Source organism: Polyangium mundeleinium (genome assembly GCF_028369105.1).
GTDB classification, from domain to species: Bacteria; Myxococcota_A; Polyangia; order Polyangiales; family Polyangiaceae; genus Polyangium; species Polyangium mundeleinium.
In genome coordinates this window covers 7,710,534-7,735,782 of sequence record NZ_JAQNDO010000001.1, presented here as the reverse complement: position 1 = coordinate 7,735,782, position 25,249 = coordinate 7,710,534, and the positions used below count along the sequence as shown (strand labels likewise).

The following is a 25,249-nucleotide window of genomic DNA, read 5'->3' as shown; positions in this document are numbered from 1 at the left end:
TCGAGGTGCAGGGTTTTTCCGGGGCGCCCTGGACAAACGAAGCGGACCCACCGGGCAAACCATGGTAAGGGGGGGCCGTGCAAGCGCGGAGCAACGGCAAGAAGATCACCCCCGTGATGCGGCAGTACGAGGAGGCGAAGGCTGCCCATCCCGACGCAATCCTGTTTTTCAGGATGGGGGATTTCTACGAGATGTTCCGGGAGGACGCCGTCATTGCGGCGCGCCTCCTCGACATCACCCTCACAAGCCGGAACAAGGGGAATCCCGACGAAGAACCGATGGCCGGTGTGCCCCACCACGCGGCCGCCGGATACGTCGCCCGCCTGCTCGCCTTCGGGCACAAAGTGGCCATCTGCGAGCAGATGGCCGATCCCGCGACGGTAAAGGGGATCGTGCCACGCCAGGTGGTCCGCGTGATCACGCCGGGGCTCGTGACCGACACGGAGCAGCTCGACGCGCGGGCAAACCACTACCTCGTCGCCGTGGACAGCGAGTCCGGCAATGCGGAACGCGGGATTGCGCTGCTCGATCTTTCGACGGGAGAGCTCTCGGCCGGGACCATTCCGGATCTCGCATCCTTGCTCGCGGAGCTCGCCCGGTGCGATCCGCGGGAGGTGCTCGTGGGCGGGGGGCTCGACCCGGACGTGAAGAAGGGCGCCGGGCTCGCGGCGCCTCGGGCGGTGCTGCGGGACGACGAGCCGCTCGACGATGGAGACGTGGTGGCCACGATCGACGGGGCGGTGGCGGAGCCGATCGCGGCGGAGGCGGCATCGACGCTGCCGCTCTCGGCGCGGCGGGCGGCGGCGCGGGCGCTCCGGTTCGCGCACAAGTGCACGCCGGGCAATCCGCTGCCCGTGCGGAGGATCGCGCCGTACGACCCGACCGCCACGATGCGGATCGACGAGACGGCGCAGGTGCACCTCGAGCTCGTGCGAGGGGCGGACGGGTCGCGGAAGGGGACGTTGCTCGAGACGGTGGACGCGACGGTGACGCCGGCGGGGGCGCGGCTCCTGCGGCGAAGGCTGCTTTCGCCGCTGCTCGACGTGGCGTCGATCCGGCGGCGGCTCGACGAGGTGCAGGCGTTCGTGGAGAACCCGCGGGCGCGGGGGGATCTGCGGGAGGCGCTCGCGCGTGTCGGTGATCTGGAGCGGCTCAGCGTGCGTACGGTGCTGCGCGAGGCGACGCCGAAGGATCTCGGCGCGCTCCGGGACGGGCTGCTCGCGGCGCCGGCCGCGGTGGCGGCGACGCGGGCGATCGTGGACACGGATGGAGAAGCGCGCGAGCTCTTCGGCGCGGAGGTCGACACGTTGCCCGAACTCGCGGCGAAGCTCGCGGCGGCGTTCGTCGACAGGCCGCCGGCGCTCGCGCGAGAAGGCGGGTTCGTCCGGGAGGAGTACGACGCGGAGCTCGCGACGCAACGCAGGCTCGCGCGCGGCGGCGCCGAGGAGATGACGAAGCTCGAAGCGGAGCTGCGAGAGAAGACGGGCGCGGGCTCGCTGCGCATCCGCTTCACGCGGGTGTTCGGCTGGTACATCGAGGTGACGAAGACACACCTCGGCAAGGTGCCGCCGGACTTCCGGCGCAAGCAGACGGTGGCCGGCGGCGAGCGTTATACGAGTGATCGTCTCGACGAGCTGGCCGACGGTCTGGAGAACGCCGAGTCACGCGCGCTCGCGCGGGAGACGGACATCTTCGAGGGGCTCGTGCGTCTCGTGGCGGAGAACGCGGAGCGGATCCGCAAGCTCGCGCGGACGCTCGCGTCGTGGGACGTGGCGGCAGCGCTCGCGGACGTGGCGCATCGGCAGGACTACGTGCGGCCGGCGGTGGACATGGGCGAGGCGCTCGTGATCGAGGGCGGGCGGCATCCGGTCGTGGAGCGCCTCGCCGCGGCGGGTCGCTTCGTGCCGAACGACACGACGCTCGATCTCGGTGGCGACAGGCTCTGGCTGCTCACGGGCCCGAACATGGCGGGCAAGTCGACGCTGATGCGCCAGGTCGCGCTCATCACGATCCTCGCGCAGGCCGGGAGTTTCGTCCCAGCGCAGGCGGCGCGGGTGGGCGTCGTGGATCGCGTGCTCTCGCGCGTGGGCGCGAGCGACAACGTGGCGCGCGGCGAGAGCACGTTCATGGTCGAGATGCGCGAGACGGCGACGATCCTGCGCGACGCGACGCGGCGATCGCTCGTGATCCTCGACGAGATCGGTCGTGGCACGAGCACGTACGACGGGCTCGCGATCGCATGGGCCGTGGCCGAGCACCTCTATGACGCGGTCGGCTGCCGCGCGATGTTCGCCACGCACTACCACGAGCTGACGGAGCTCGCGCAGCACGGGCCCGGCGTGGCGAACTGGTCGGTCTCGGCGCGCGAGCACGGCGGCGACGTGGTCTTCCTGCACAAGCTCGTGCGAGGGCCGGCGAGCCGCAGCTACGGGGTCGCGGTCGCCAGGCTCGCGGGCGTGCCCGAGCCGGTGCTCGCGCGGGCCAAGGCGATCCTCGCGACGCTCGAAGCCGGCGCGCCGCTGCCCTCGGGCAAACACGCGACGATGCGAGGACGCACCCGTCAGGGCTCGGTGCAGCTCGACCTGTTCGCGAAGGCGAAGCCCGACACGGATGCGGCCGCGCCCGTCCTCGAAACGCTGCGCGCCGTGGAGGTCGAGCGTTTGACGCCGCTCGACGCGCTCACGTTCGTCGCGCGCCTGAAGTCGCTCCTGCCCTCCTGAACACGCCAAAAGCGGCCGCGGGAAAAAGCAAGCGATCCGGCTCTGCGGGTGCACGGGCCTCCTGGACCTGTAGCCGGGACGTGTGCTGACCGTCCATCTTGCGCCGGGGAACGTTGAGGACGGTCCTGATCCGAGCCGGGCAAGGTGCGGATGCACTTTTCGGGTGATTCCTGACGGGGAGCGTGCAGAAATGACCTGCTGCCCCGATCATGACGTCTCCGAACTCCACCCAAGGATTGTCCCGGGACCTCCTCCCGACGAACGACGCCCCGTTCCCCGGCCCTAAGGGGGATCAGGGAGTTCCGTACGTGCCGGGCCTGGTGCTTGAGGGCGTCGTGGCCGAAGGTGGGATGGGGCTCGTGTACGCGGCCCGCGAGATCTCGACGGGCCGGCGCGTGGCGCTGAAGACGCTGCGAGCCTGCTTCGCGAACGACGAGGGGGTGCACGCACGGTTCGAGCGGGAGATCTCCTTCACGCGTCGGGTCGTTCACCCGAACGTGGCGCCGGTGCTCGGCCACGGGCACATGAGCGACGGGCGGCCGTACTACCTGATGGAGCTCTATCGGGGCCGGACGCTCGGGGCCGTCGTGCGCGAGGACGGGCCGCTGTCGATCGGGCGCGCGCTCGAGATCACGGACCGGATCCTGGCCGGGCTCGAAGCCGTGCACGCGGCGGGGATCGTGCACCGGGATCTCACGCCGGAGAACGTCCTGCTCACCGAGGAGCCCAGCGGCGAAACGCGGGTGCTCCTGCTCGATTTCGGGTTCGCCCACGAGCCGGGTGTGGACACGGGGGACGGGGTGACGGCGGACAGCCGCGGCGCGCTCGTAGGGACGATCCGGTTCATGTCGCCGGAGCAAGTGACACGAGGTCGCGCGATCACAGCGCAGAGTGATCTGTTCGCGACGGCGCTGCTGCTCTACTACGCGGTGTCGGGGAAGCTGCCCTTCCGGGGGGAGGGGGACCTGGACGTGGCGGTGGCGACGGTGCGCAAGGCGCCGGTGCCGCTGCGCGCGGAGCTTCGGAACGTGCCGCGCGCGCTCGACGTGCTCCTCTCGCGCGCGCTGGCGAAGCACCCGGACGCGCGGTTCTCGGGCGCGGCGGAGATGCGGCGCGCGCTCTCCGGATTGAGGCGCCCGCGCGCGAAGGCCGCCGGGGCGGCCGCGGCACTCGCAGGGTAGGAGATCACCCGCCACGCGGCAGCGGACGGCGCATCGAGCACGCCGTGCGCGCCCGCCATGGGCCCGCTCCTTGCCATAGACGCCCGCGCTGCGCGGCTTTCGCTCACGGTTCCGCCCGCGGGGCGCATAGGCGGAGATCGCCGCCGTAGCGACGGCTTGGAGGAGAGGGCTCATGGATGCACTCGATCTGTTGGAGCAACAGCACCGCGACGTCTGCGCGCTGCTGTCGCGGCTCGTGGAGGCGTCGCCGGTCGGCGCGGGGAGCGAAGAGGCGTTTTACGCCGCGCTCCGCGCCGTCGAGGCGCACGTCCGCGTCGAGGAGGCGTACGTCTACATCGCGTGCGCGAGCAGGCTCGGCGACGACACGCGGGTGCGCGAGGCGCGCGAAGAGCACACACGGATCCTCGACGCCGCGCGTATCGCGCTCGCGATGTCGCGCTCGGCGCCGCAGTTCGCCGCGGTGATCGCGGCGCTGCGCGAGCGCTTCGAAAAGCACGCGGACGTCGAGGAGGACGTGGTGTTCCCGAAGCTCAAGCGCAGCCTCACGGACGAGGAGCTCGACGTGCTCGGCGAGGAGATCGAGCGCTCGTACAACCGGCTGCTCGCGGGCGCGGACGAGACGCGCACGTTGAAGACGCGTCCGTCGGAGGACGCGTCCAGGGCGGAGCCACGCATGCGCCGAGGGATACGTGGACCGGCGCCGCGCGGGGCGATCTGAGGCGCGGAGTTCCTTGGTGGACCAACGAACGCAGCCCGGCTACACGGCGACCGGGCCGCCGAAGGCGCCGAAGAAGCGCGCGAACCAGACGGCGATCATGGCGACGGCGAGGACGATCGAGCCGAGGGTGACGAAGCGCGTCTGCTGGAACGCGAACGTGTACCAGCGGCCGTGGCGCACGTAGTTGTAGCTTCCTTGCAGGAGGAGGAGTGCGACCACGGGGACGACAGGGATCACGAGCGGGTGGAAGTGGATCGCCTCGCGGAGATCTCCCGTGGCGAGGGCGAGGGCCGCGCGCGTGAGGCCGCAGCCGGGGCAAGGATGGCGCGTGATCAGCGCGAACGGGCAGAGCGGGAAACGCACGGCGACCGCGACGGCAAACGCGGCGCCGACGAGGGCGAGGCGCGCGGCGCGGCCGAGCGCGGATCCTTGCGGTCGTGGTGGGGAAAGACGAGGGACGGGGGAGGGGTACGGGGCGTGAAGAGGGACCGGGGCGGCGACGGGTTCGTCCGCGCGTCGCCCCGGTTCGTCCTGCACGATCAACCCGCGTTCGGATCCCAGACCTGGTTCAGGTCCTTCGCCAGCGCGTAGGGGAAGAGCAGGATGTACATCACGAGGCTCTCCGACTGCGGGTTGCGCGAGCCGGCCTGCTGCTTCGCCCGCGCCACGAGCTCCGGCAGCTTCAGGATCATGAGCAGGTTCAGGATCGGGACGAAGAGGTGCCACGTCTGGAGCGACTCGTCCTTCGTGTAGGCCTTGAGCTCGTTCAGCATGCCGTAGCCGCCGAAGAGGTGGTACATGCCGCAGCAGAAGAGCGTGCCGAGGAGCGCGGTCGTCGGGTTGCGCGTCGTTCCGCGCATGCCGCCCATGCCGCCGCCTGGCGCGCCCATCATCGGGCCGCCCATGCCCATCGGGGCGCCCATCGCGCCGCCGGGGTACTGGCCAGGGGCCACCATGGCGCCCGCGGGAGGCGCGCCGTACGCGCCGCCCGGAGGCGCGCCGTAGCCGCCGGGAGCGCCCATCGCGCTCGGATCACCGGGCGGCGGGCCGTAGGCGCCTGCGGGCGGAGGAGCGCCGTACCCGCCCGCAGGGGGCGGAGGAGCGCTGTACCCGGCGCCTGCAGGGGGAGGAGGAGCGCCGTACCCGCCTGCAGCGGGCGGAGGAGCGCCGTACCCGCCCGCAGGGGGCGGAGGAGCGCCGTAGCCGCCCATGGGTCCGCCGGGCGGAGGTGCGCCGAAGCCACCGCCGGGGGGCGGGCCCGCCGGGGGCGGGAACGCGCCGGGCGAGGGCGGCCCCGGCGGCACGCCGGGCGGGTTCGGCGAGGGAGGCGTGAAGTTCGGGATCTGATCGATCGCGATCGTGCTCCCGAGCCCGCCCTGCGGCTCGAATCCGCCGGCCCCAGGATATCCCGGCGGGGGCGGGGGCGCGGCCAGCGGCGGGGCTGCCGTCGGGCCGAGGCCCGCGGGCGGCACGCCGATCACCGTGCCCGCGAGGCCCTGATCCCCCAACGTCGGGCCGCCGGGCGGCAGTCCTGGCGGCGGCGGCGGCGCAGCGGCCGGCAGCGGCGCCATCGGCGGCGGCGGCGCCAGCGGCGGCATGGCCCCCGCGGGCGGCGTCGGGGGCTGCTGGCTCATCAGCATCGTCCCCTTGAACTTCGGCGCGGCGGCTCCTTTCAGGTTGAAGCCGCACTTCGTGCACGTCGTCGCCGTCTCCGAGTTTTGTGTCCCACAATTCGGACAGAACACGAACCACCTCCCGAGGCGCCGTGCGTCATTCGATCCAATGCGAAGGACGCGCGGCGGCCGGCAGCGTAGTGGAGGTCCGCTCCACTTCTCAAGCACAACGCAAGGGGTCGTCAGAGATCGATCGCGTGACGCACGTGAGATTGCGAGCGAGCAAACGCGCGCGCGGCGAGGGCAAGGCGCGTCGCTCGCATGAAACGACGCCCCGCTCGGGTGTGCTCGGGCGCGCCGATGCGCGTGGGAAAAGCAGAAAGATTCGGCATGGCGAGCGGCGCGCCTTGACACAACCGGGGGTCGCTCACTAGCGTGCGCGCGCCTGCAGAAGGGGCCCGAGCGAAACGCGGGCAAAACCCTTCGGGCGGCTCGTTCTCCTTCCGGTCTGGCTCGTGGCCCGACGGAGGGGCTCGAAGTCGAGCACGAAGATTACGTGCTCGCTTGCCGCCGCCTCGATCCACCCCTAGCCCTGCTGGCGAACGAACATGACGAAGTTCGCATTGTCTCCCGACCGCGAGAAGCACGTCGAAGAAATCCTCTCGCGTTACCCGAACCGCCAGGCGGCGTGCATCCCCGTCCTCCATCTCTGCCAAGAGCAGAATGGGTGGATCTCCGACGACGTCGTCGCGTGGGTGGCGGCTCGGCTCGACCTGTCGGCCGCGCACGTGAAGGGCGTGGTGACGTTCTACACGCTCTTCAACAAGGAGCCCGTGGGCAAGCACCAGGTCTGGGTCTGCCGGACCTTGAGCTGCGCGCTCCGCGGGGCGGACGAGATCCTCCACCACTGCGAGAAGCGCCTCGGCATCCACGTCGGGCAGACGACGAAGGACGGGAAGGTGACCTTGCGGACGGCGGAGTGCCTCGCCTCGTGCGGTACTGCGCCGATGATCCAGGTCGACAAGGACTACTACGAGAACCTCACCACGGCCGAGGTCGATCGGATCCTCGACCGCCTCATCAAGTGACCCCATGCTGCGACAAACGACGTATCTGACGAAGCGGTATGGCGTCCCCGAGGGGTGGACGCTCCCCGTGTACGAGCGTGACGGGGGCTATGAACAGGCCAGGCGCGCGCTCTCGATGCCGCGGGAGGCCCTCGTCGAGGAGATGAAGGCCGCGAACATCCGCGGCCGCGGCGGCGCCGGCTTCCCGATGGGCGTGAAGTGGAGCTTCATGCCGTGGCCCCCGAAGCCGGAGAAGCCGCACTACCTCGTCATCAACGCCGACGAGGGCGAGCCCGGGACCTTCAAGGACCGGACGATCATGGAGCTCGATCCCCACGCGGTGGTGGAGGGCTGCATCATCGGCTGCTTCGGCATCGGCGCGCACGCGGCGTACATCTACGTCCGCGACGAGCTGCACCTGTCGAAGGCGCGCCTCTGGGGCGCGATCAAGGAGGCGCGCGCCAAGGGCTACCTCGGCGCGAAGCCCTTCGGGATCGACTACCCCGTCGAGGTCTATGTGCACACGGGCGCCGGCGCGTACATCTGTGGCGAGGAGACGAGCCTCCTCAACTCGCTCGAAGGCAAGCGCGGCGAGCCGCGGCTCAAGCCGCCGTTCCCGGCGCAATCCGGCGCGTTCGGCATGCCGACGACGGTGAACAACCTCGAGACGATCGCAGCGGTGCCGGTGGCGCTGGCGATGGGCGGCGACGCCTTCTCCAAGCTCTCGGATCTGCACGATCAGAAGGATGGCGGCTGCCGGCTTTACGGCGTCTCGGGTCACGTGAACACGCCCGGCGTCTTCGAAGCGTGCGTGGGGCTCACGTTGCGCGAGCTCATCTACGACCTCGGCGGCGGCGTGAAGGGCGGCGAGCTGCTCGGCGTGATCCCCGGCGGTTCGTCCTGCCCGATCCTGCGGCCCGACGAGACGGTGAACGCGCCGGATCCCAAGTCGCCGCTGCACCGCTGGCACGGCAAGAACGTGCTCGACGTGCCGATGGGCGTGGAGACGTACCGCGCGCTCGGGACGATGCTCGGCACGTGCTGCGCGATCGTGCTGAACAAGAACACGGACATCGTGCTCGCGATGCACAACCTGATGCGGTTCTACCGCCACGAGTCCTGCGGCCAGTGCACGCCTTGCCGTGAGGGCAGCGCGTGGCTCTTCCGCATCCTCGATCGGATGGTGCACGGCGAGGCCACGATGGAGGAGCTCGATCGGCTCCACGAGATCGCCGACAACATCATGGGCAACACGATCTGTGCGTTCGGCGAGGGCACGGCGATGCCCGCGCTCGGCTTCTTGCGCAAGTACCGCAAGGAGTTCGAGGAGCACGTGCGCACGAAGGGCAAGTCCGGGACGGGGAGGCTCGCGCTGTGAACAAACTCGAACTCGCGTTCTTCGGCCTCTGCTCGGTCATCGCGCTGCTCGGCGCGATCGTGACCGTGGGCGCGAAGAACCCGATCCGCGGGGCGATGGGCCTCCTCTCGACGATCATCGGGATCGCGGGTCTCTACCTGATGCTGGCCGCCGAGTTTCTCGCGGCGATCCAGCTCCTCGTGTACGCGGGCGCGGTCGTGATCCTCTTCCTGTTCGTGATCATGCTCCTCGGCCCGTCGGCGCAGTCGAAGCGCGACGCGCGGGGCGCGGTGGCGCGTTACGTGGGCGCGGCCGCGATGCTCGTGAGCGGGCTCGGCGCGATGGTGCTCGTGATGCGCACGCAGTCGGGCACGCCGACGGCGCTCCCGGCCGCGCCGCCGCAGTTCGGCACGATCGAGTCGATCGGGCACGAGCTCTTCTCGACAGCGCTCGTGCCGTTCGAGCTCTCGGGCGCGCTGCTCCTCGTGGCCGTCATCGGCGCGGTCGCGGTCGCGCGTGGCAAGCAGGTGGATCCCACGCTGCTGCCCGCGGCGGACGCGAAGCCGAGCCAGGCGCCCTCACCCAACGCACGCACCGCAGGCCAGACCAAGGAGGCGAGGTCGTGACCGTCCCGCTCGAGTACTTCGTGATCGTGGCCGCCGTGCTCTTCATGACGGGCGCGGTGGGCTTCCTGATCCGACGCAACCTACTCGTGCTCCTGATGAGCATCGAGCTGATGTTGAACGCCGTGAACCTCACGCTGGTCGCCTTCAACCGCCAGCACGTGGGGGGTCACACCGGGCAGATCTTCACCTTCTTCATCATCGCCATCGCCGCGGCGGAGGCCGCGGTCGGCTTGGCCATCGTCCTCGCGTTCTTCCGGCTCCGCAGCACGGTGCGCTCGGACGACGCCGATCTCCTGAGGAACTAGCGTGGAAGCCCTCAAAGCTCAGTTTCCCGCAACGAACTTCACGCTCCTCGCGGTCGTCCTCGCCCTGCCGCTCATCGGCGCCTTCGTGAACGGCGTCTTTGGCAAGCGGCTCGGCAAGGCTGGCGTCCGCCTGATGGCCCTCTCGGCCCTCGGCGGCTCGTTCATCGCGGCGCTCGCCACCTTCCTCCTTCTGCCGAAGGGGGAGGGCGGCGGCACGCTCGCGTGGACCGCCTGGCGCTGGTTCTCGTTGAACGGGCGGATGGGACAAACGGTCCCCATCGACGTCGCCTTCAGCGTCGACGCGATGAGCGCGACGATGATGCTGGTGGTCACCGGCGTCGGGTTCCTGATCCACCTGTACTCGAGCGAGTACATGGTGAAGGACCCGGGCTACCACCGGTTCTTCGCGTACTTGAACCTCTTCTGTTTCGCCATGTTGACGCTCGTCATGGCGGACAACATGGCCGTGCTCTTCGTCGGCTGGGAGGGCGTCGGTCTCTGCAGCTACCTCCTCATCGGCTTCTGGTTCGGCGAGGAGAAGAACGCGACCGCGGGCAAGAAGGCGTTCATCGTCAACCGCATCGGCGACTTCGGTCTGCTCGTGGCGATGGCGATCCTGCTCTACTACACGGGATCGCTCCGCTTCGCGGAGATCAACGCGAACGCGCGGAACCTGCTCGATCCGGTCACGATCTGGCCCTTCGGCAACCTCCCCATCGAGTCGCAGTGGGACGCGGCGAACCCAGGCGCGAACGCGGCGTACAAGGCGATCGTGCACCTGTTCCTGCCCGAGAAGGGCGTGCAGGTCTACGCGTCGACGCTCGTGGGCCTGGCGATGTTCCTCGGCGCCGCCGGCAAGAGCGCCCAGATCCCGCTCTACGTCTGGCTGCCGGACGCGATGGCGGGCCCCACGCCGGTCTCCGCGCTCATCCACGCGGCCACCATGGTGACGGCGGGCGTCTACCTCGTCGCGCGCACGTCGGCGGTGTTCCTGATGTCGCCGGCCGCGATGGCGACGGTGGCGGTGCTCGGCTGCGCCACGGCGATCTTCGCCGCGTCGATCGGCCTGTTCCAGCACGACCTGAAGAAGGTGCTCGCCTACTCCACGGTGAGCCAGCTCGGGTTCATGTTCATCGGCGTCGGCGTGGGCGCGTTCTCCGCGGGCTTCTTCCACGTCTTCACGCACGCCTTCTTCAAGGCCTGCCTCTTCCTCGGCGCCGGCTCGGTGATCCACTCGATGCACGCGCGGATCCACGACACGGACAAGTCGCAGGACATCCGCAACATGGGCGGCCTGAAGAAGTTCATGCCCATCACGCGGTGGACGTTCCTGCTCTCGTGCTTCGCGATCGCCGGCGCGCCTCCGCTCTCCGGCTTCTGGTCGAAGGACGAGATCCTGTGGCGCGCGTTCTCCACGAAGATCGTCGCGCCGGAGGTCGGCCGCATGGAGCCGCTCTGGACGTGGCCTTCGTGGCTCGGCCAGGGGATCTACTGGGTTGGCGTCGTCGCCGCGACGATGACGGCGTTCTACATGTTCCGCGCCTACTTCCTCACGTTCCACGGCGAGTTCCGTGGGTGGAAGATCGTCGCGGGCTGGAAGGAGCCGAAGCACGGCCACGGCCATGACGATCATGGCCACGACGATCACCACGATCACCACGACGACGGCACGCCGCTCGAGGGGCCGAAGCCCCACGAGTCGCCGCTCGCGATGACGCTCCCGCTCATGGTGCTCGCGTTCTTCGCTGTCTTCGCGGGCTTCCTGATGGCCGAGCCGATCCACATCGAGCCGCTCGGGCACATGCTCTCGCCGGTCTTCACGCGGGCGCACGATGTCGTCGTGCTGCGCGCCGAGGGCGTCGAGAAGCTCATGTGGCCGATGATGGGCCCCGGCGTGGCGGCGTTCCTCGGCGGCACGGGCGCGGCGATGGTCGTGTACCTGAACAAGGGCGGCGCGCCGGAGGAGTCGTTCAAGAAGGCGGCGCCGGGCCTCTACAGGCTCATCTACGACAAGTGGCGGATCGACGAGCTCTACGACGCGGTGGTCGTCGGGATGGTGGACGCGCTCGCGGACATCTTCACGGCCGCGGACAAGTGGCTCATCGACGGCGTCCTCGCGAAGCTCACGGCGGCGATCGTCGCGTTCTTCGGGACGGTCCTCCGCACGTTCCAGACCGGCCGCGTGCAGGTCTACGGCGCGGCGATGGCCCTCGGCCTCGCGGGCGTGGGCTTCTTCCTGGTCCGACCCCACGCTGACGCGACGGTCGACGATTCGAAGCTCCGCTCGGCCGGCGAGGTGGTCATCTCGGCGGCGCCCGGCCCCGGCTACACGTACCGCTGGGAGGGCACGGGGACGGAGCAGAAGGACTTCGGCGTGGTTCGCGAGGTCCGCATCAACGTCAATCCCGGGGAAACGAAGGACGTCAAGCTGCACGTGCGCAACGCGTTCGCGCAGGAGGCGACTCACTCGTTCCCGATCACGCGGCCTGGCCGCGGCTTCCCGTCCTCCGCGGCGCCTGTCCCGCTCGTGCCTGGGACGGTGGTGCCGGCGGGCGGCGGTAGCATTCCTGCGAAGGACATCCCCGGGCTCATCAACCCGCGAGGCGCACAATGAGCCCGCTCGATCTCATGTTTCAGTACTGGCCTGCGATCGGCGCGGGCATCCTCGGCGCGCTCGTCCCGCGGGGCGACGCGTCGACGAAGCAGCGCGCCGGCCTGGGTCTCATCACGGCCCTCACCACGCTCTTCGTGATCTGGCTCTGGCCGACCGAAGGCGCGGTGGAGGCGGCGAAGGTCCCGGGCGAGTGGCCCCACCTGCTCAACCTGCTCATCGTGCTGCCCATCGTGGGCGCGGCGGCGGTGCTCTTCATCCCGCGCCAGATGCTCTCGCTGCTCCGCGGCTTCACGTACGTGGTGCTCGGCATCGGGTTCGTCGCGTCCCTCTGGCTGCTCACCGTCCCGATGACCGCGGGCTGGCACTTCCAGTACATCAAGGACTGGATGCCCACGCTCGGCATCCGCTACCACGTCGCGATCGACGGCATCAGCCTGTGGCTCGTGCTCCTCACGACGTTCGTCACGCCGATCGCGGCGTACGCGTCGTTCGGCTCGATCAAGACGCGCATCAAGGAGTTCTGCTTCGCGCTCCTGCTCCTGCAGGGCGGGATGATCGGCGCGTTCCTCGCGCTCGATCTCTTCCTGTTCTACGTGTTCTGGGAGCTGATGCTCGTGCCGATGTTCCTCATGATCGGCATCTGGGGCGGCGCGGATCGTGTGAAGGCGGCGATCAAGTTCTTCCTCTACACGATGGCCGGCTCGGTGCTGATGCTGGCCGCGATCATCTACCTCGTGTGGACGCACCAGAAGCTCACGGGTGACTTCACGTTCGACTACCTCGCGCTCTCGCGCGTGGTGCTCCCGAAGAGCGCGCAGCTCATCTGCTTCTGGGCCTTCTCGCTGGCGTTCTTCATCAAGGTGCCGATGTGGCCGGTGCACACGTGGCTGCCGGACGCGCACGTGCAGGCGCCGACGGGCGGCTCGGTGATCCTGGCCGCCGTGATGCTGAAGCTCGGCACCTACGCGTACATGCGCTTCTCGATGGGGCTCTTCCCGGGGCCGGCCTCGAACCTGTCGGCGAACCTGGCGGGCGTGGCGATCCTGGGCGGCATCCTCTACGGCGCGCTGGTCGCGTGGAAGCAGCGGGACGTGAAGCGGCTCGTCGCGTACTCGTCGGTCGCGCACCTCGGCTTCGTGATGCTGGGGCTCTTCAGCGCGACGCCGATGGGCATGCAGGGCGCGGTGCTCCAGATGGTGAACCACGGCGTGTCGACGGGCGCGCTCTTCCTCCTCGTCGGCGTCATCTACGATCGGCGCCACACGCGTGAGGTGGACGAGTTCGGCGGCCTCGCGAAGGTGATGCCGCTCTACACGGTCGTCTTCCTGATCGTGACGTTCGCGTCGGTCGGCGTGCCGGGGACGAACGGGTTCGTCGGCGAGTTCCTCGTCATCATGGGCACGTTCCTCTCCGAGCGGCTCGGCAAGTTCGCCGGGATCCACACGGTGGGCGCGGCGGCCGGCGTGATCCTCGCGGCGGTCTACATGCTCTACGTGGTCCAGAAGATGTTCTTCGGTCCGCTCACGAACCCGAAGAACAAGCACCTGCCCGATCTCACGGTGCGCGAGTCGCTCGCGCTCGCGCCGCTCGTGCTGATGATCTTCGTCATCGGGTTCTTCCCCTCGATCTTCCTCGATCGGATGAAGGAGTCGATCCTGCTCCACCACAACCAGTACAAGGTCGTATCGGGCCAGGCGATCCTGTTCGCGGACGAGCGTGACGCGAAGCTCCTGCCCGAGGACACGTTCTCGCCTGCGTTCCTGAAGGGCATGCCGAAGAAGGTGCAGCCCGAGGAGCCGGCGGCGGGCGGCGAGGGTTCGCAGGCGGCGCTCGGCGGTGAAGGGAAGGTGGCGCAGTGAATACGGGGCTCTTCCTCGGTCTGTCGCCGCTGCTCATCGTCAGCCTCGGCGGCCTGCTCCTGATGGTGGCGGAGGCGTTCTCGAAGCGCCGCGTCGACGAGACGTCGGACGACAGGGACGCGGGTCCCTCGTCGGAGCTCTCGCTCGGCACGGCCGTGACGCTGCTCGCGGGCGCGGTGTTCGCCGCGGCGATCTGGTTTGTGGGTCCCGAGAAGCTCGAGGGCGCGTCGTTGGTCGCGCCCTGGGTGATCGTCGACCGCTTCACTCTGTTCTTCGAGTTCGTGCTTTGCCTCGGCGGCGCGCTCGCGGCGCTGCTCGCGGGCGGCTACCTGCCGGAGCATCGGCTCGATCGCGGCGAGTTTTACCCGCTCATCATCTTTTCGACCGTGGGCGCGATGATCCTCGCTGCGGCGGGGGATCTGCTCTCGCTCTTCCTCGGGCTCGAGACGATGTCGCTCGGCGTGTACGCGATGGTCGGCTTCCGCCGTGCCTCGCTGCGCAGCACCGAGGCCGCGGTGAAGTACTTCCTGCTCGGGTCGTTCGCGGCCGCGCTCCTGCTCTACGGCGGGGCGTTGCTTTACGGCGCGACGGGGCACACGGATCTCGCGGGCATCCGCGAGGCGATCGCGAACGCGCAGCCGGGCAAGGGTCCGAACTTCGCGCTCGTGATCACGGCGGCGGTGCTCATCATCGTAGGTCTCGCGTTCAAGGTGAGCGCGGTGCCGTTCCACATGTGGACGCCGGACGCCTACGAGGGCGCGCCGACGCCGACCACGACGTACATGGCCGTGGCCGTGAAGTGCGCGGCGTTCGCCACGATGCTCCGCGTGCTCATCGGCGGGTTCGGCGAAGGCGGGCTCGAGTCGTGGGCGGCGGGCTGGCCTCCGGTCGTCGCGCTGCTCGCGGTGCTCACGATGACGGTGGCGAACCTCGTCGCGGGCCAGCAGGAGTCGGTGAAGCGCATGCTCGCGTACTCGAGCATCGCGCATGCGGGGTACGTGCTCGTGGGTGTCGTCGCGACGATGCGCGCGGGCGGCGATGCGCAGGGCAGCGTGATGTTCTACCTGCTCACGTACACCGTCTCGACCGTCGGCGCGTTCGGCGCGCTCATCCTGATGGGCAGCCGCGGCGCGGAGGCGGTGAGCTACGAGGATCTCGCGGGCGTGGGCAAGCGGCACCCGGCCGCGGGCTTCGCGTTCTCGCTCTTCCTGCTCTCGCTCGCGGGCGTGCCGCCGACGGCGGGCTTCTTCGGCAAGCTCTACATCGTCAAGGCGTCGATCGGCGCCGGGCTCTACCCGCTCGCGGTCATCCTGCTGCTGAACAGCGTGATCTCCGCGTACTACTACCTGCGCGTGATGGTCTACATGTACATGCGCGAGCCCGCGCCTGGTGCGCCCATCGCGAAGCCGATGCGCTCGGGGTACGTCGCGACGGCGCTCGTCGTGGCTGGCGTCCTCGTGCTCGTGCTCGGCCTGTGGCCGACGACGTCGCTGCAGATCGCGGTCGAGGCGGCCCTCGCCACGCGTTGACACCGCGGGGCCTTCGGGCTCCCTTCGCTCTCCTCGCTTCCTCCCTCAGACAGGTTCCTTGCCCCGGCGGCGGCTGTTTTGCAGCGTCGCCGGGGGTATGGCAACGAGGTTGACATGATCCGACAACTCAGTTGGCAGGGTTTGCGGCGGGCTCCCTCGAAACGGCTGCGATCCAGCGCGGCGCAGGGCTTGCCCACGCCCGGGGCGATGAACCGAACTTCGATGGCCTGGCTCCTCGTGGTCCCGTGCCTCGCTGCGCTGGGCTGCCAGAACGGCGCCGCGCCCACGGCCAACGACGCGAAGCCGACGACCAGCCAGCAAGCGACGCCGGGATCCGCTGCGCCGCAGGCTTCGGCGGCGCCTGCGCTGAAGGGGCCGATCCCGAACGGCATCGGTCGCTCCGACGCGGACATCGCGAAGGTCGTGAACCCGAAGAACGATGCACCGTATGAGGGCCCCAAGGCCACGGTGCGCGGCACGGTGCGCATCAAAGGCGATGCGCCGCCTGCGACGAGCTTCAAGTTCCCCGCGGGCAAGTGCGGCGAGGCCTCGGCGACGTACGGGAAGCTCTTCCGCGTCGGACTCGAGGGCGCAGCGGCCGACGTGCTCGTCGCGGTGACGGGCTACAAGGGGTTCGTCCCGGCACGCGAGGAGGCCGCGAAGATCACCATCCACGGCTGCGCCTTCTCGCGCCGCACGATGGCGCTCACGTTCGGCCAACGCATCGAGGTCGCGAACATCGACAAGATCGAGAGCTACATGCCGTACGTCGACGGCGCGCCGAAGAAGGCGGTGCTCGTGGCCGTGCCGGGGGGCTCGCCCGTGAAGCTCTACACGTTCGAGCCCGGGCACTACATGCTGCGCGACGAGCTGCCGAACCCGTTCCTCACGGCCGACGTCTACGTGCTCGCCTACGCGACCCACGCGATTACGGGCCTCGACGGGCAATACGAGATCCCCGGCGTCCCCGTCGGCGGTGAGGTGCGCGTGAGCGCGTTCCTCCCGTCGATCGACAAGGTCGTCGAGCAGCGGATCACCCTGAAGGAAGGCGACAACACGCTCGATCTGACGCTCGAGTACGACGCGACGAAGGATGATCCCGAGGTGAGGCGAAAGGCGGCGGAGGAGAAGAGGGCCGCGGACGAGAAGAAGGCCGCGGACGAGAAGAAGGCCGCGGACGAGAAAGCTCCTCCGGAGAAGGTCGAAAAGAAGTAGCGCTACGCGCCCTTGCTCGAAGGCGCGAGCAGTGCACGCACGCGCTTGCGAGCGGCTTCGAGCAGCGGATCGGGCGAGGGTGCGTCGCGGGAAACGAGGTCCGATCCGGCGAAGGCGCGCGCGGCGTCGCGGCCCGCACGCCTTCCGAGCAGGTCGGTGAAGAGCAGGCGCGCGAGCGAGGAGGGCGCCACGGTGGGCGTGTCCTTCGGGGCGTCGAGTGCGGTCGCGAGCAGGGCCGTGTCGCCCGAGAGATCCGCGGCGACGGCGAGCGCGATCCGCGCGGAGCTCGACGAGGGATCGGCGCCGAGGACGAGCTCGGCCTGATCACGCGCGAGGCGCGGAAGGCCAAGCGCCGCGGCACGCACGGCGAGCTCCGGCGCGGGCAGGCGGGCGCGACGCGCGGCCTTTCGCGCGGCGTCGAGGTCGCCGGCGCGGAGTGCCGCGTCGACCTCGGCGAGCGGGGCGAGCGCTGGCACCTCGGCTGCGACGCGCGTCGCGAGGCGAGGCGCTCGCTGGCGCAAAGCGCGCGCCGCTCGCTCGGCCGTCAGCGCATCGTGAAGGCGCAACGCGAGCTCGTAACGAGCGAGCCATCCCTGTACGGAGGTGGGCCGCTCGATGACGAGCGCGTCGAGCGTGCGTTCGGCGTCCGCTGCGCGCCCCGCGCGTTCGAGCAGCGAGGCGTAGAGCAGGACCGCCTCGTCCTGTCCGGGATCGAGCGCGACGGCGTGTGCGGCGTGCTTCAGCGCCTCGGCGAGGTGCCCCGTGTCGGCCGCGCAGCGCGCGCGTGCGCGGGCGAGGGGCTCGTACGTCGGGTCGAGCTCCTCGGCGCGGGTGAAGGCTTCTCCGGCGAGAGCGCGCGCGTCGGGGCTCGCGCACGAGGCCGCGCCGAGACGCGTCCAGACCTCGACGCTCTTCGCGTCGTTCTCCGCGGCGCCGCGGTAGAGCATGATCGCGAGCGGCAGATCGCCGTGCGCCTCGGCCTCCGTGCCGCGCGCGTAATACGCGTACGCCTCGTACGAGATGAACCGCCCCTGCGTGGGCACGCCGTCGATCACGCGGATCACCGTCGGATCCCCGCAACCCGCCGCGAGGCCGAGCAACGTGATCGCGGCGGCGAGGATCGCTGCCGAGCCGCGGCGTCGGATCATGTCAACCTCGCGATCGCTTCGAGCAACCTGTCGTTCTCTTCGCGGGTGCCGATCGTGATGCGCAGCCGGTTCGCGAGGCGCCCGCCGCGCGCGTGAAAACTCCGCACGAGGATCTTGGTCGCCGCGAGCCCCTCGAAGACGTCCTTCGCCGGCCGCATCGTTTCAACCCAAAGGAAATTCGCGTCGCTTGGCGCAACCCCGAAGCCGATCCGTCTGAGCTCCCGCCCGATCCGTTCGCGCTCCCCGACGATGTGCGCGACGACGTGATCGATCTCGGCGCGGAGCTCGCGCAGGACGAACGTGGCGGCGCGCTGCGAGGGCGCGGGGAGGTTGTAGGGCTGGCGCACCTTGTCGACCTCGCGGACAAGCTCGACAGGCCCCACGAGCCAGCCGATCCGCAGCGCCGCGAATCCAATCTTGGAGATCGTGCCGAGCATCGCGACGTTCGGGTACACGTGGCGGAGGTGCGCGATGCTCGCGGGCGCGAATGCGACGTAGGCCTCGTCGAGCACGACGAGCGCGCCTTCGGCAGCCTCGATCACGGCGCGGATCCGATCCTCCGACATGCGGTTTCCGGTCGGGTTGTTCGGCGTCGCGAGGAACACGATGTTCGGCGTTCCGGCCTCGATCGCCGCGCGCATCTGCGCGACGTCGAGATCCCAGCGCTCGTCGAGCGGCACCTCGAGGACGCGGATGCCGCGCGCTGCCGCGCTGAGCCGGTACATGACGAACGTGGGCGACGGCGTGAGGACCGTCGCCGCGTCGGCGCCCGCGCGAGGTTGCGAGAGCGTGGTGAGCAGAAGCGCGATCACCTCGTCGGAGCCTGCGCCAACGAGGATCTCGTCCGGCGTGGCGCCCACGTGCGCGGCGATCATCTCGCGCAGCTCGGTCGCCCGTGGATCGGGATATCGCTCGAGACCGCCCGCCGCGAGCGCCTGCGCCACGCCGGCGCGCGCGTTCGAAGACAGCAGCGGCGGGGCCTCGTTGCCGTCGAGCCGGATCTCGTAGTCGCCCGTGTGCGGGACGTACGCGGCGAGGTCCGCGAGCTCGGGGCGGAGCAGGTGAGCGAAGCGGGGCGCGGTCATGCGAGGGCACCTCGAGATCCGCGCGTCGGCGCGAATCAGCGCGGCAGCTTAACCTCTCCCGCGGCGGGTGGCTCGCAAGCCCCGGATCCGTTCGTCGTTCGGGGACCACGCTCCGCGGGCCCGCCCGTCGCCCGGTGGTGCAGCGCCATGTGGCCACGCTGGATCCCTTCGGTCGAGAGCGCCCGGAGGGCCGACAGGTTCGTCGCGAGGCCCGTGGCGGCCGCGACGGCGGCGAGCTCTGCCGCGGACGTCACGCGGAGCAGCGCGAGCGCGAGGCGGGCGCCCGGATGCGCGCGCAGGGCGCCGCCGACGATGCCGAGCGCGAGGGGGAGCGCGAGCTGCCCTTCGAGGGCGCGCTCGTCGTCCGAGAGGCGCCACGTGGCGAGCGGGCGGTAGCTGCCCTCGCGCGCCGCGTAGGCATGCGCGCCGGCCTCGACCGCGCGCCAGTCGTTGCCGGTCGCGAGCACGACGGCGTCGACGCCGTTCATGATGCCCTTGTTGTGCGTGACCGCGCGGTAGACGTCGCGCTCGGCGAACGCCGAGGCCTGCGCGATGCCGCGGGCCGCGTCGAGCCCGGACACCCGCGTGCTTGCGAGCTCCTCGACGGGCAAACGGACGCGCACGCGGGCGACCCGCTCGTCGCAGTAGTTCGAGAGAATGCGCAGGCCGAGCGTCCCGCGCGCGAGCTCGGCCACGCGCGCGCCCACGGCCTCGGCGACGGTATTCACGAGGTTCGCGCCCATCGCGTCGAGGCAATCGACGTGCACGTGGACGACGATCATGCCGCCGCCGAGATCACGCACGGAGGTGCGGCGCGCGCCGCCACCGCGCGCGACGAGGTTGCCGATCGCTTCGTTCGCCCGCGCGACGAGCTCCGCGGCCGCGCCCTCGATCCGCGCGAGCGCGCCCGCAGGATCGGCAACGTCGTGCACCTCGATCTGCGCGATGACGATCGAGGGATCGATCTCCGCGACGAACCCGCCGGCCTTGCGCGCGCGCTTGGCGGCGTTCGACGCAGCGGCGATGACGCTCGGCTCTTCGATCGCCATGGGCACGAGGTAGTCCTTGCCGTTCACGCGCACGCCCGGCGCGACGCCGAACGGCAAGGCCAGCGTGCCGAGGGCGTTCTCGACCATCGCGTCCGCGGTCGACTCGTCGAGGCCGCCCGATCGAAGCGCGTGTTCGAGCTCCGCGGGCGCGAGGCCGACGAGGCGCGCGACCTCGGCGCGTCGTTCGAGGATGGAGAAGTGGCGCAACGAGGGGAGGGGAAGGGGAGGGTCACTGTGCATGGTCGCTCGGAAGGGATAACGCGCCTCCATGCGCATGTTCCGTGGAGACTCGGCGCAGCGAGGGTGATGAGGCGCGGGAGGATCGGTGGGGGAGGTCGCGACGGCCCGCTCGGGTCGTTCAACCGACGGAGAGCCCCGGGGGGCCGATGCGCGTGTCGAGGGGTTCGAGGCTTCGTGCGGCTGCGCGCGCGCGGAAGGCTGCGGACGAGGGCGCCCGTCCGATCCAGAGGGCGATGTCGCCGCCGCCGGCGCCGCTCGGGCCGAAGCTCGCGCCTTCGGCCCGCGCGAACGGGCGGAGCTCGGCCACGTCGTCCACCACGATGGGAGCGCCGGCAGCGCGACCGAGCTCCGCGAGGGCGTCGAGCTGCGCCGTGATCGCTTGCACGAAGCCAGCGGCGTCTTGCGCTTCGAGGGCGGCCTGCGCGCCGTCCGTGAGCTCGTCGAGCAGGCGCCGGTACGTCGCCGGATCCGTCGCGCGAAGGCCCTGGACCTTCTCGACGAGCGCGCTCGTCGAGGCTGCCGTGGGGCACGCGAAGACCTCGAGAACGACGCCTTTGGGCAGCGTGAACGGCACGAAGTCGAGCGCACCTTCAGGCGCGAGCCGGCACGCCACGATCCCACCAAACACGCTCGAAGCGACGTCGATGCCGCTGCCGCGCGGTTGGGCTTTTCGGTGCGCGGCGAGCGCGAGCGGGAAGACGGCGCGCCGCAGCGCGACCTCGTCCCCGATCGTCGCCGCGAGCACCGCGCCGATCGAAGCGACCGTGATCGCCGCGCTCGATCCGAGCCCGAGCTTGCGTGTCGTGCCGTCGGGCATCGGCGCGCGCAGGGCCGACGCGTCGAACGCGGGCGCATGATCGAGGATGCCTGCGTCGATCGCCGCGCGGACCTCCTCCGTCACGAGCTCGCTCGTGCGGCTCGCGTCTGCCACCACGTACCGATCGACGGCCGCGACGAGCGCGGGCGCTCCTTCGAGGACGGCATACGCCCCCGAGACGACGATCTTGCCCGGCGCTCGCGTGATCACGTTCGATCCAGGAGCCGCGCGCCCTCACCGGGCGACGCAACGATCGTTCGTTTGACGCCCGGCACCTCGGCGAGTGCGGCCGTCACGCGCGGCTCGTCCTCCGGCGTCGTCAGAACCTTTACGTGAGGACCTGCGTCGATCGTCGCGTACGCGAGCAGCCCACTCGCGCGGAGCCTGCGCACCTCTTCGAGCGCCTCCACCGTGCCGCCGGTCCAGTAGAGCAGCCCCGGCCGCGCCGCGATGCTGGTCGCGTGCATGGCGAGCGCGCTCTCCTCGGCCGCAACGCCGAGCGCTTCGAGATCCCGCCGCAAGATCGCTTCGCGCACGCGGGCGCAGAGCGCAGGCGCGGACGCAACCCACGCCGGAAAGTACGGACTCGTACGAACCGTGTGCTCCATGCCGTCCGTCGATCCCACGGCCTTCGGGCCTTCCCGCGTCACGGCCACGACGACACGCAGCGCCAGGTGCTCCGGCGGCGCGATCGGGATCGCCGCGAGATCACCCTCGCCGGGGCTCCCCACCGGCAGCTCCACGAACCCGCCGAACGCCGAGCGCGCCGCGGAGACCGAGATCCGCCGCGCGAGATCACTCACCAGCGTCGGATCCGTGTCGAGCCCCGCCGCGCTGAGCGCCGCGAGCGCGAGCGCCGAGAAGCCCGACGCGCTCGACGCGAGCCCCGAGGCCGTGGGGAAATCGTTGCCGCTCTCGACGCGCGCCCGTGCCGAGATCCCCGCCGCACGACGCACCCGATCGAGGAGTTTGATCACGCGACCCCGCGCGATCTCGTCGGCCGGCGCGCCGCCGAGCAGGAACGTGTCCTCCGTGAGCGCCGGATCGAAGGCCACGGTCGTCGTCGTGGCCATGCCCGCGAGCGTCACCGAGAGGCTCGGGACCGCGGGTTGGTTCACGCCGTCCGCGCGTTTGCCCCAGTATTTCGCCAGCGCGATGTTCGGATGCGCCGTTGCTTTCGCCGCGCGAATCGTCAAGACAAACCTCCTTCGGCGCCCGGCGTCTCCGAGCGCCCGCCCGCGCCGATGCGCGCACAAAAACCTTCGTAGTGGCCCTCGGCGCTTCGCCAGGCGTCGAGGATCCGCGCGGCGCTCTCGGCCTCGCGCGCTTCGTCTCTCGTGCCATCGCTCCGGAACGAGGGCGGCACGAGCGCGATCACGCACCCGCCTCCGCCGCCGCCCGTGAGCTTCGCGCCGAGCGCGCCCGCGGAGCGCGCGAGCGCGCAGAGCTCCTCGAGCTCGCTCGTCGAGACGAACAGACCGGAGAGCACGAGCTGGTTCATGTTCATGAGATCGCCGAGCGCGCGCATGTCGCCGGCCTCGATGGCGAGCACCGCGTTACCCACGATCGACGTGATCGCGTCGATCGATCGCTTCACCAGCACGGGATCCTTCGCGTGTTGCGAGGCGATGAGCTCGACCGTCGTCCGCGTCGACGACGGGTGCCCCGTGGATCCAACGCACAAAACGAGGTCGTGGCGCGGCGTGATCGGCCGTGCGCCCTCCGCGCGCGTGAACCGAAAGATCCCGCCTCGGGCCGCCGCCGTCGCGTCGATGCCCGAAGGGTTGCCGTGAAAGATCCGCTCCCACGCGGCCGCGCGCGAAAGCACACGAGCCTCGATCGCTGCGTCTTCCTCGGGGCCGGCCTCGCCGCTGCGTGCGAGCACCTCCGCCGCGCGCGCGATCGAAACGGCCAGCGCCGCCGAGCTGCCGAGCCCTCCGCCCGGCGGCAGCTCGCAGCGCGCCTCCACGTGTACGGGCGGAATCGCGGGGGCGACCTTCAAGAGCGCCGAGAACGCTCGCCCGAGATCGTTTGACGACGAATCATCTGCGACGACCGTGCCGCCTCCGAGCTGGAGCGTGCTCGGCCCACTCGGCAGACGCGTCACGATGGCGCGCGCTCCGCGATCGAGGCCGGCTGCGATCGCGGGCGACCCGTACACGACCGCGTGCTCGCCGAACAGGATCACCTTCCCCGACGCGGCGCCCTCGGCGCTCGCCTGGCCCGTCACGAGCACGCCTCCGACCTGGCGGGACGAACCCGGAGTGCCTCCACCACGCCGGCGAGGATCGCACGCGCCCCGGCCGACACCGGCATCGACGCGACCTCCTTCGCCGCGGCGTCGCAGAGCGACCGCTGCCGCTCTTCCACGGCCCGGCGCGCGCCCGACGTCACGAGCGCCCGCGTCGCCGCCGCGATTGCCGCCGCGTCCGCGTCCGCTCGCCCGTGCGCCCCCGCGAGCGCGCGCCGCTCGTCCTCGTTCGCCAGCCGATCGGCTTCGGCCACGAGTGACGTGCGTTTGCCTGCGACGATGTCGTTCCCCACCGGCTTGCCCGTCTCCGCGTGATCCCCGAAGGTCCCGATTAGATCGTCGCGGAGCTGGAACGCGATGCCGAGCGGCGCCGCGAACCGCGCGAGCGCTGCGTGGAGCTCCGGCGATCCGCCCGCGAGCGCCGCCCCGATGCTGAGCGGCCCGCGCATCGTGTAGCTCCCGGTCTTCAGATCGTGCATCGCCTCGACGTCCTCGGCCTTGCCGAGCACGTCGATCTGCTGGCCGAGCACCACGTCCTCATGGATCCGCATGAACACCTGCAGCACCTGGAGCCGCCGCTCGGCCGGCAGCCCCGCGATCGACACGAGCGTCTCCACCGCGAGCCCCCACGTCATGTCGCTCGCGAGGATCGCCGACGTGGCGCCGATGTGCTCGCCGCCGAGCTCCTTGGCGAGCGCCGCATGTACGCTCGGACCGCCGCGCCGCGTCGGGTCCCCGTCCATCCAGTCGTCCTGGATGAGCAGGTAACTCTGCAGGAGCTCGAACGCGACGCCGGCGTTGATCGCCGGTTCGAGCGCGCCTTCGCCTCCGGCGGCGATCCAACCGGCGGCGATGAGCCCTGCGCGCACGCGTTTGCCGCCCCGCAGGGAGAGATCCCGCGCCGCTTCGAGCATCGCGGCGATCGCAGGCCCGTACGAGCGCGCCCGCGTGATCTTCTCGTCGAACCGCGCGGCGATGCGGCGCTCGATCTCGGGCTTGATCTGCGTGAGCAGCGCGAGGAACGCGTTCCCGTTCGTGGCGGGCTCGGCCGTCGTCGGGGAGATGCCTTGGTTCATAGGGCGCGCGAGCGTAGGAGCCGTACCCGGGTCGGTCAATGGAGGGCCAGGCGCGTCATCGCCCCCGACGCGCATGACGCGCGAGCGCACTGCGGAGAGGCCCACGATCACGCGCACCCGCTGTCACCGGATCGACCTCTGCGAGCAGCACTACGAGCGCCCGCGAGCGCGCTCGGGCTTCCTTGTGCGCCGCTGTGTCGCCGCGCGCCTCCGCGAGCGCCTCCATCCGCCGGCTCGTCGCGAGTGCGGCCGGCAGCGCGGAGAGCGCCACGTACGTCGCATACAGACCTTCGAGCGCTGCCTTGTGATCCGAGACGAACGAGAGCGCTGCCTCGAAGTCCACGGCGGCTTCGCGCAACCTCCCGAGGCGCCTGCGTAAACTCCCTCGCGCCGCGTGTCCTTCTGCGAAGCCCGCCACGCGCTCGAGCCCCGCCGTGTACACCCGCTCCGCCTCCACCACGTCCCCCGTGGCCTCGTGTCGCGCCGCGAGCGCGAGGTAAGCCGGCCCGTACGTGGGATCGAACGAGATCGCTTCGAGCAGCCGTCGCGTCGCGGCTGCGCCGTCCCCTCGCGCCGCGTGCGCCTCGCCTTGCCGCACGAGCTCCGCGGCTTGCTTCGTTGCCCAGCTCGTCGCTTCGTCGGATTGCCCGCGCGCCTCGCCTGCGAGCGCGACGACGAGCGTCACGCATCCGAGCGTACTTGCGTGGCGTGGAACCTTTCGGTGCACGAGGATCGCATCGTAGCCGGGGCCGTGGGCACGCACATCGCTCGTGTTTCCT

General features: G+C 70.6%; 21 protein-coding genes. 11 read left to right on the top strand and 10 right to left on the bottom strand.

Going from position 1 to position 25,249, the window contains the following annotated elements; all coding sequences use genetic code 11:
- Positions 1 to 77 precede the first annotated feature (77 nt).
- The 3 genes from mutS to POL67_RS30790 all read left to right on the top strand — a co-directional run bounded on the left by mutS (position 78) and on the right by POL67_RS30790 (position 4,619).
- Positions 78 to 2,720, top strand: coding sequence for a DNA mismatch repair protein MutS (gene mutS / locus POL67_RS30800; RefSeq protein ID WP_271923601.1), 2,643 nt, complete (start codon positions 78 to 80; stop codon positions 2,718 to 2,720).
- Positions 2,721 to 3,055: 335 nt separating this feature from the next.
- Positions 3,056 to 3,901: a serine/threonine-protein kinase gene (locus tag POL67_RS30795; protein WP_271923598.1), complete on the top strand. Its 846-nt coding sequence runs from the start codon at positions 3,056 to 3,058 to the stop codon at positions 3,899 to 3,901.
- Positions 3,902 to 4,073: 172 nt separating this feature from the next.
- Positions 4,074 to 4,619 (top strand): hemerythrin domain-containing protein, encoded by a 546-nt coding sequence (locus tag POL67_RS30790; RefSeq protein ID WP_271923596.1) that lies wholly within the window; start codon positions 4,074 to 4,076, stop codon positions 4,617 to 4,619.
- Between the two features lie 39 nt (positions 4,620 to 4,658).
- Here POL67_RS30790 and POL67_RS30785 read toward each other — a convergent pair whose 3' ends face one another.
- Both POL67_RS30785 and POL67_RS30780 read right to left on the bottom strand, forming a co-directional pair.
- On the bottom strand, positions 4,659 to 5,156 hold the full coding sequence (locus tag POL67_RS30785; protein WP_271923594.1) for a DUF2752 domain-containing protein: 498 nt from the start codon (positions 5,154 to 5,156) through the stop codon (positions 4,659 to 4,661).
- A 2-nt stretch (positions 5,157 to 5,158) separates the two neighbouring features.
- Positions 5,159 to 6,364 (bottom strand): zinc ribbon domain-containing protein, encoded by a 1,206-nt coding sequence (locus POL67_RS30780; protein WP_271923592.1) that lies wholly within the window; start codon positions 6,362 to 6,364, stop codon positions 5,159 to 5,161.
- A gap of 476 nt (positions 6,365 to 6,840) precedes the next feature.
- On the opposite strand from POL67_RS30780, the gene nuoE reads away from it, so the two are divergent.
- The 8 genes from nuoE to POL67_RS30740 all read left to right on the top strand — a co-directional run bounded on the left by nuoE (position 6,841) and on the right by POL67_RS30740 (position 16,804).
- Positions 6,841 to 7,320, top strand: coding sequence for an NADH-quinone oxidoreductase subunit NuoE (gene nuoE / locus POL67_RS30775; RefSeq protein ID WP_271923590.1), 480 nt, complete (start codon positions 6,841 to 6,843; stop codon positions 7,318 to 7,320).
- Between the two features lie 4 nt (positions 7,321 to 7,324).
- Positions 7,325 to 8,677 (top strand): NADH-quinone oxidoreductase subunit NuoF, encoded by a 1,353-nt coding sequence (gene nuoF / locus POL67_RS30770; RefSeq protein WP_271923588.1) that lies wholly within the window; start codon positions 7,325 to 7,327, stop codon positions 8,675 to 8,677.
- Positions 8,674 to 9,282: an NADH-quinone oxidoreductase subunit J family protein gene (locus POL67_RS30765; RefSeq protein ID WP_271923586.1), complete on the top strand. Its 609-nt coding sequence runs from the start codon at positions 8,674 to 8,676 to the stop codon at positions 9,280 to 9,282. Before nuoF ends, POL67_RS30765 begins: the two co-directional genes overlap by 4 nt.
- Positions 9,279 to 9,587 (top strand): NADH-quinone oxidoreductase subunit NuoK, encoded by a 309-nt coding sequence (gene nuoK, locus POL67_RS30760; protein WP_271923584.1) that lies wholly within the window; start codon positions 9,279 to 9,281, stop codon positions 9,585 to 9,587. The genes POL67_RS30765 and nuoK overlap by 4 nt, the downstream gene beginning before the upstream one ends.
- A gap of 1 nt (position 9,588) precedes the next feature.
- Entirely contained in the window at positions 9,589 to 12,201 is a 2,613-nt protein-coding gene (gene nuoL, locus POL67_RS30755; RefSeq protein WP_271923582.1) for an NADH-quinone oxidoreductase subunit L, read from the top strand.
- Positions 12,198 to 14,060: a complex I subunit 4 family protein gene (locus POL67_RS30750; protein ID WP_271923580.1), complete on the top strand. Its 1,863-nt coding sequence runs from the start codon at positions 12,198 to 12,200 to the stop codon at positions 14,058 to 14,060. Before nuoL ends, POL67_RS30750 begins: the two co-directional genes overlap by 4 nt.
- On the top strand, positions 14,057 to 15,589 hold the full coding sequence (locus tag POL67_RS30745) for an NADH-quinone oxidoreductase subunit N (RefSeq protein ID WP_271923578.1): 1,533 nt from the start codon (positions 14,057 to 14,059) through the stop codon (positions 15,587 to 15,589). The genes POL67_RS30750 and POL67_RS30745 overlap by 4 nt, the downstream gene beginning before the upstream one ends.
- 207 nt (positions 15,590 to 15,796) lie before the next feature.
- Entirely contained in the window at positions 15,797 to 16,804 is a 1,008-nt protein-coding gene (locus tag POL67_RS30740) for a hypothetical protein (RefSeq protein ID WP_271923576.1), read from the top strand.
- 2 nt (positions 16,805 to 16,806) lie between these two features.
- On the opposite strand, the gene POL67_RS30735 is transcribed toward POL67_RS30740, so the two are convergent.
- From POL67_RS30735 to POL67_RS30700, 8 genes are all read right to left on the bottom strand, one after another.
- Positions 16,807 to 17,952: a tetratricopeptide repeat protein gene (locus tag POL67_RS30735; protein ID WP_271923574.1), complete on the bottom strand. Its 1,146-nt coding sequence runs from the start codon at positions 17,950 to 17,952 to the stop codon at positions 16,807 to 16,809.
- Entirely contained in the window at positions 17,949 to 19,037 is a 1,089-nt protein-coding gene (hisC, locus tag POL67_RS30730; RefSeq protein ID WP_271923572.1) for a histidinol-phosphate transaminase, read from the bottom strand. Before hisC ends, POL67_RS30735 begins: the two co-directional genes overlap by 4 nt.
- Positions 19,038 to 19,072: 35 nt before the next feature.
- Entirely contained in the window at positions 19,073 to 20,293 is a 1,221-nt protein-coding gene (locus POL67_RS30725; protein WP_271923570.1) for a hydroxymethylglutaryl-CoA reductase, degradative, read from the bottom strand.
- Positions 20,294 to 20,444: 151 nt separating this feature from the next.
- Positions 20,445 to 21,353, bottom strand: a complete 909-nt coding sequence (locus tag POL67_RS30720) for a mevalonate kinase family protein (protein WP_271923568.1) — start codon at positions 21,351 to 21,353, stop codon at positions 20,445 to 20,447.
- Positions 21,350 to 22,339, bottom strand: a complete 990-nt coding sequence (mvaD, locus tag POL67_RS30715) for a diphosphomevalonate decarboxylase (protein WP_271923566.1) — start codon at positions 22,337 to 22,339, stop codon at positions 21,350 to 21,352. Before mvaD ends, POL67_RS30720 begins: the two co-directional genes overlap by 4 nt.
- Positions 22,336 to 23,373: a mevalonate kinase gene (mvk, locus tag POL67_RS30710; protein ID WP_271923564.1), complete on the bottom strand. Its 1,038-nt coding sequence runs from the start codon at positions 23,371 to 23,373 to the stop codon at positions 22,336 to 22,338. The genes mvaD and mvk overlap by 4 nt, the downstream gene beginning before the upstream one ends.
- Complete coding sequence (locus POL67_RS30705) at positions 23,370 to 24,470, bottom strand: polyprenyl synthetase family protein (protein ID WP_271923562.1); 1,101 nt, start codon at positions 24,468 to 24,470, stop codon at positions 23,370 to 23,372. The genes mvk and POL67_RS30705 overlap by 4 nt, the downstream gene beginning before the upstream one ends.
- A gap of 55 nt (positions 24,471 to 24,525) precedes the next feature.
- Positions 24,526 to 25,155 carry a tetratricopeptide repeat protein gene (locus POL67_RS30700; RefSeq protein ID WP_271923560.1) on the bottom strand — a complete coding sequence of 210 codons (630 nt, stop codon included), beginning with the start codon at positions 25,153 to 25,155 and terminating at the stop codon, positions 24,526 to 24,528.
- Between the last annotated feature and the right edge of the window lie 94 nt (positions 25,156 to 25,249).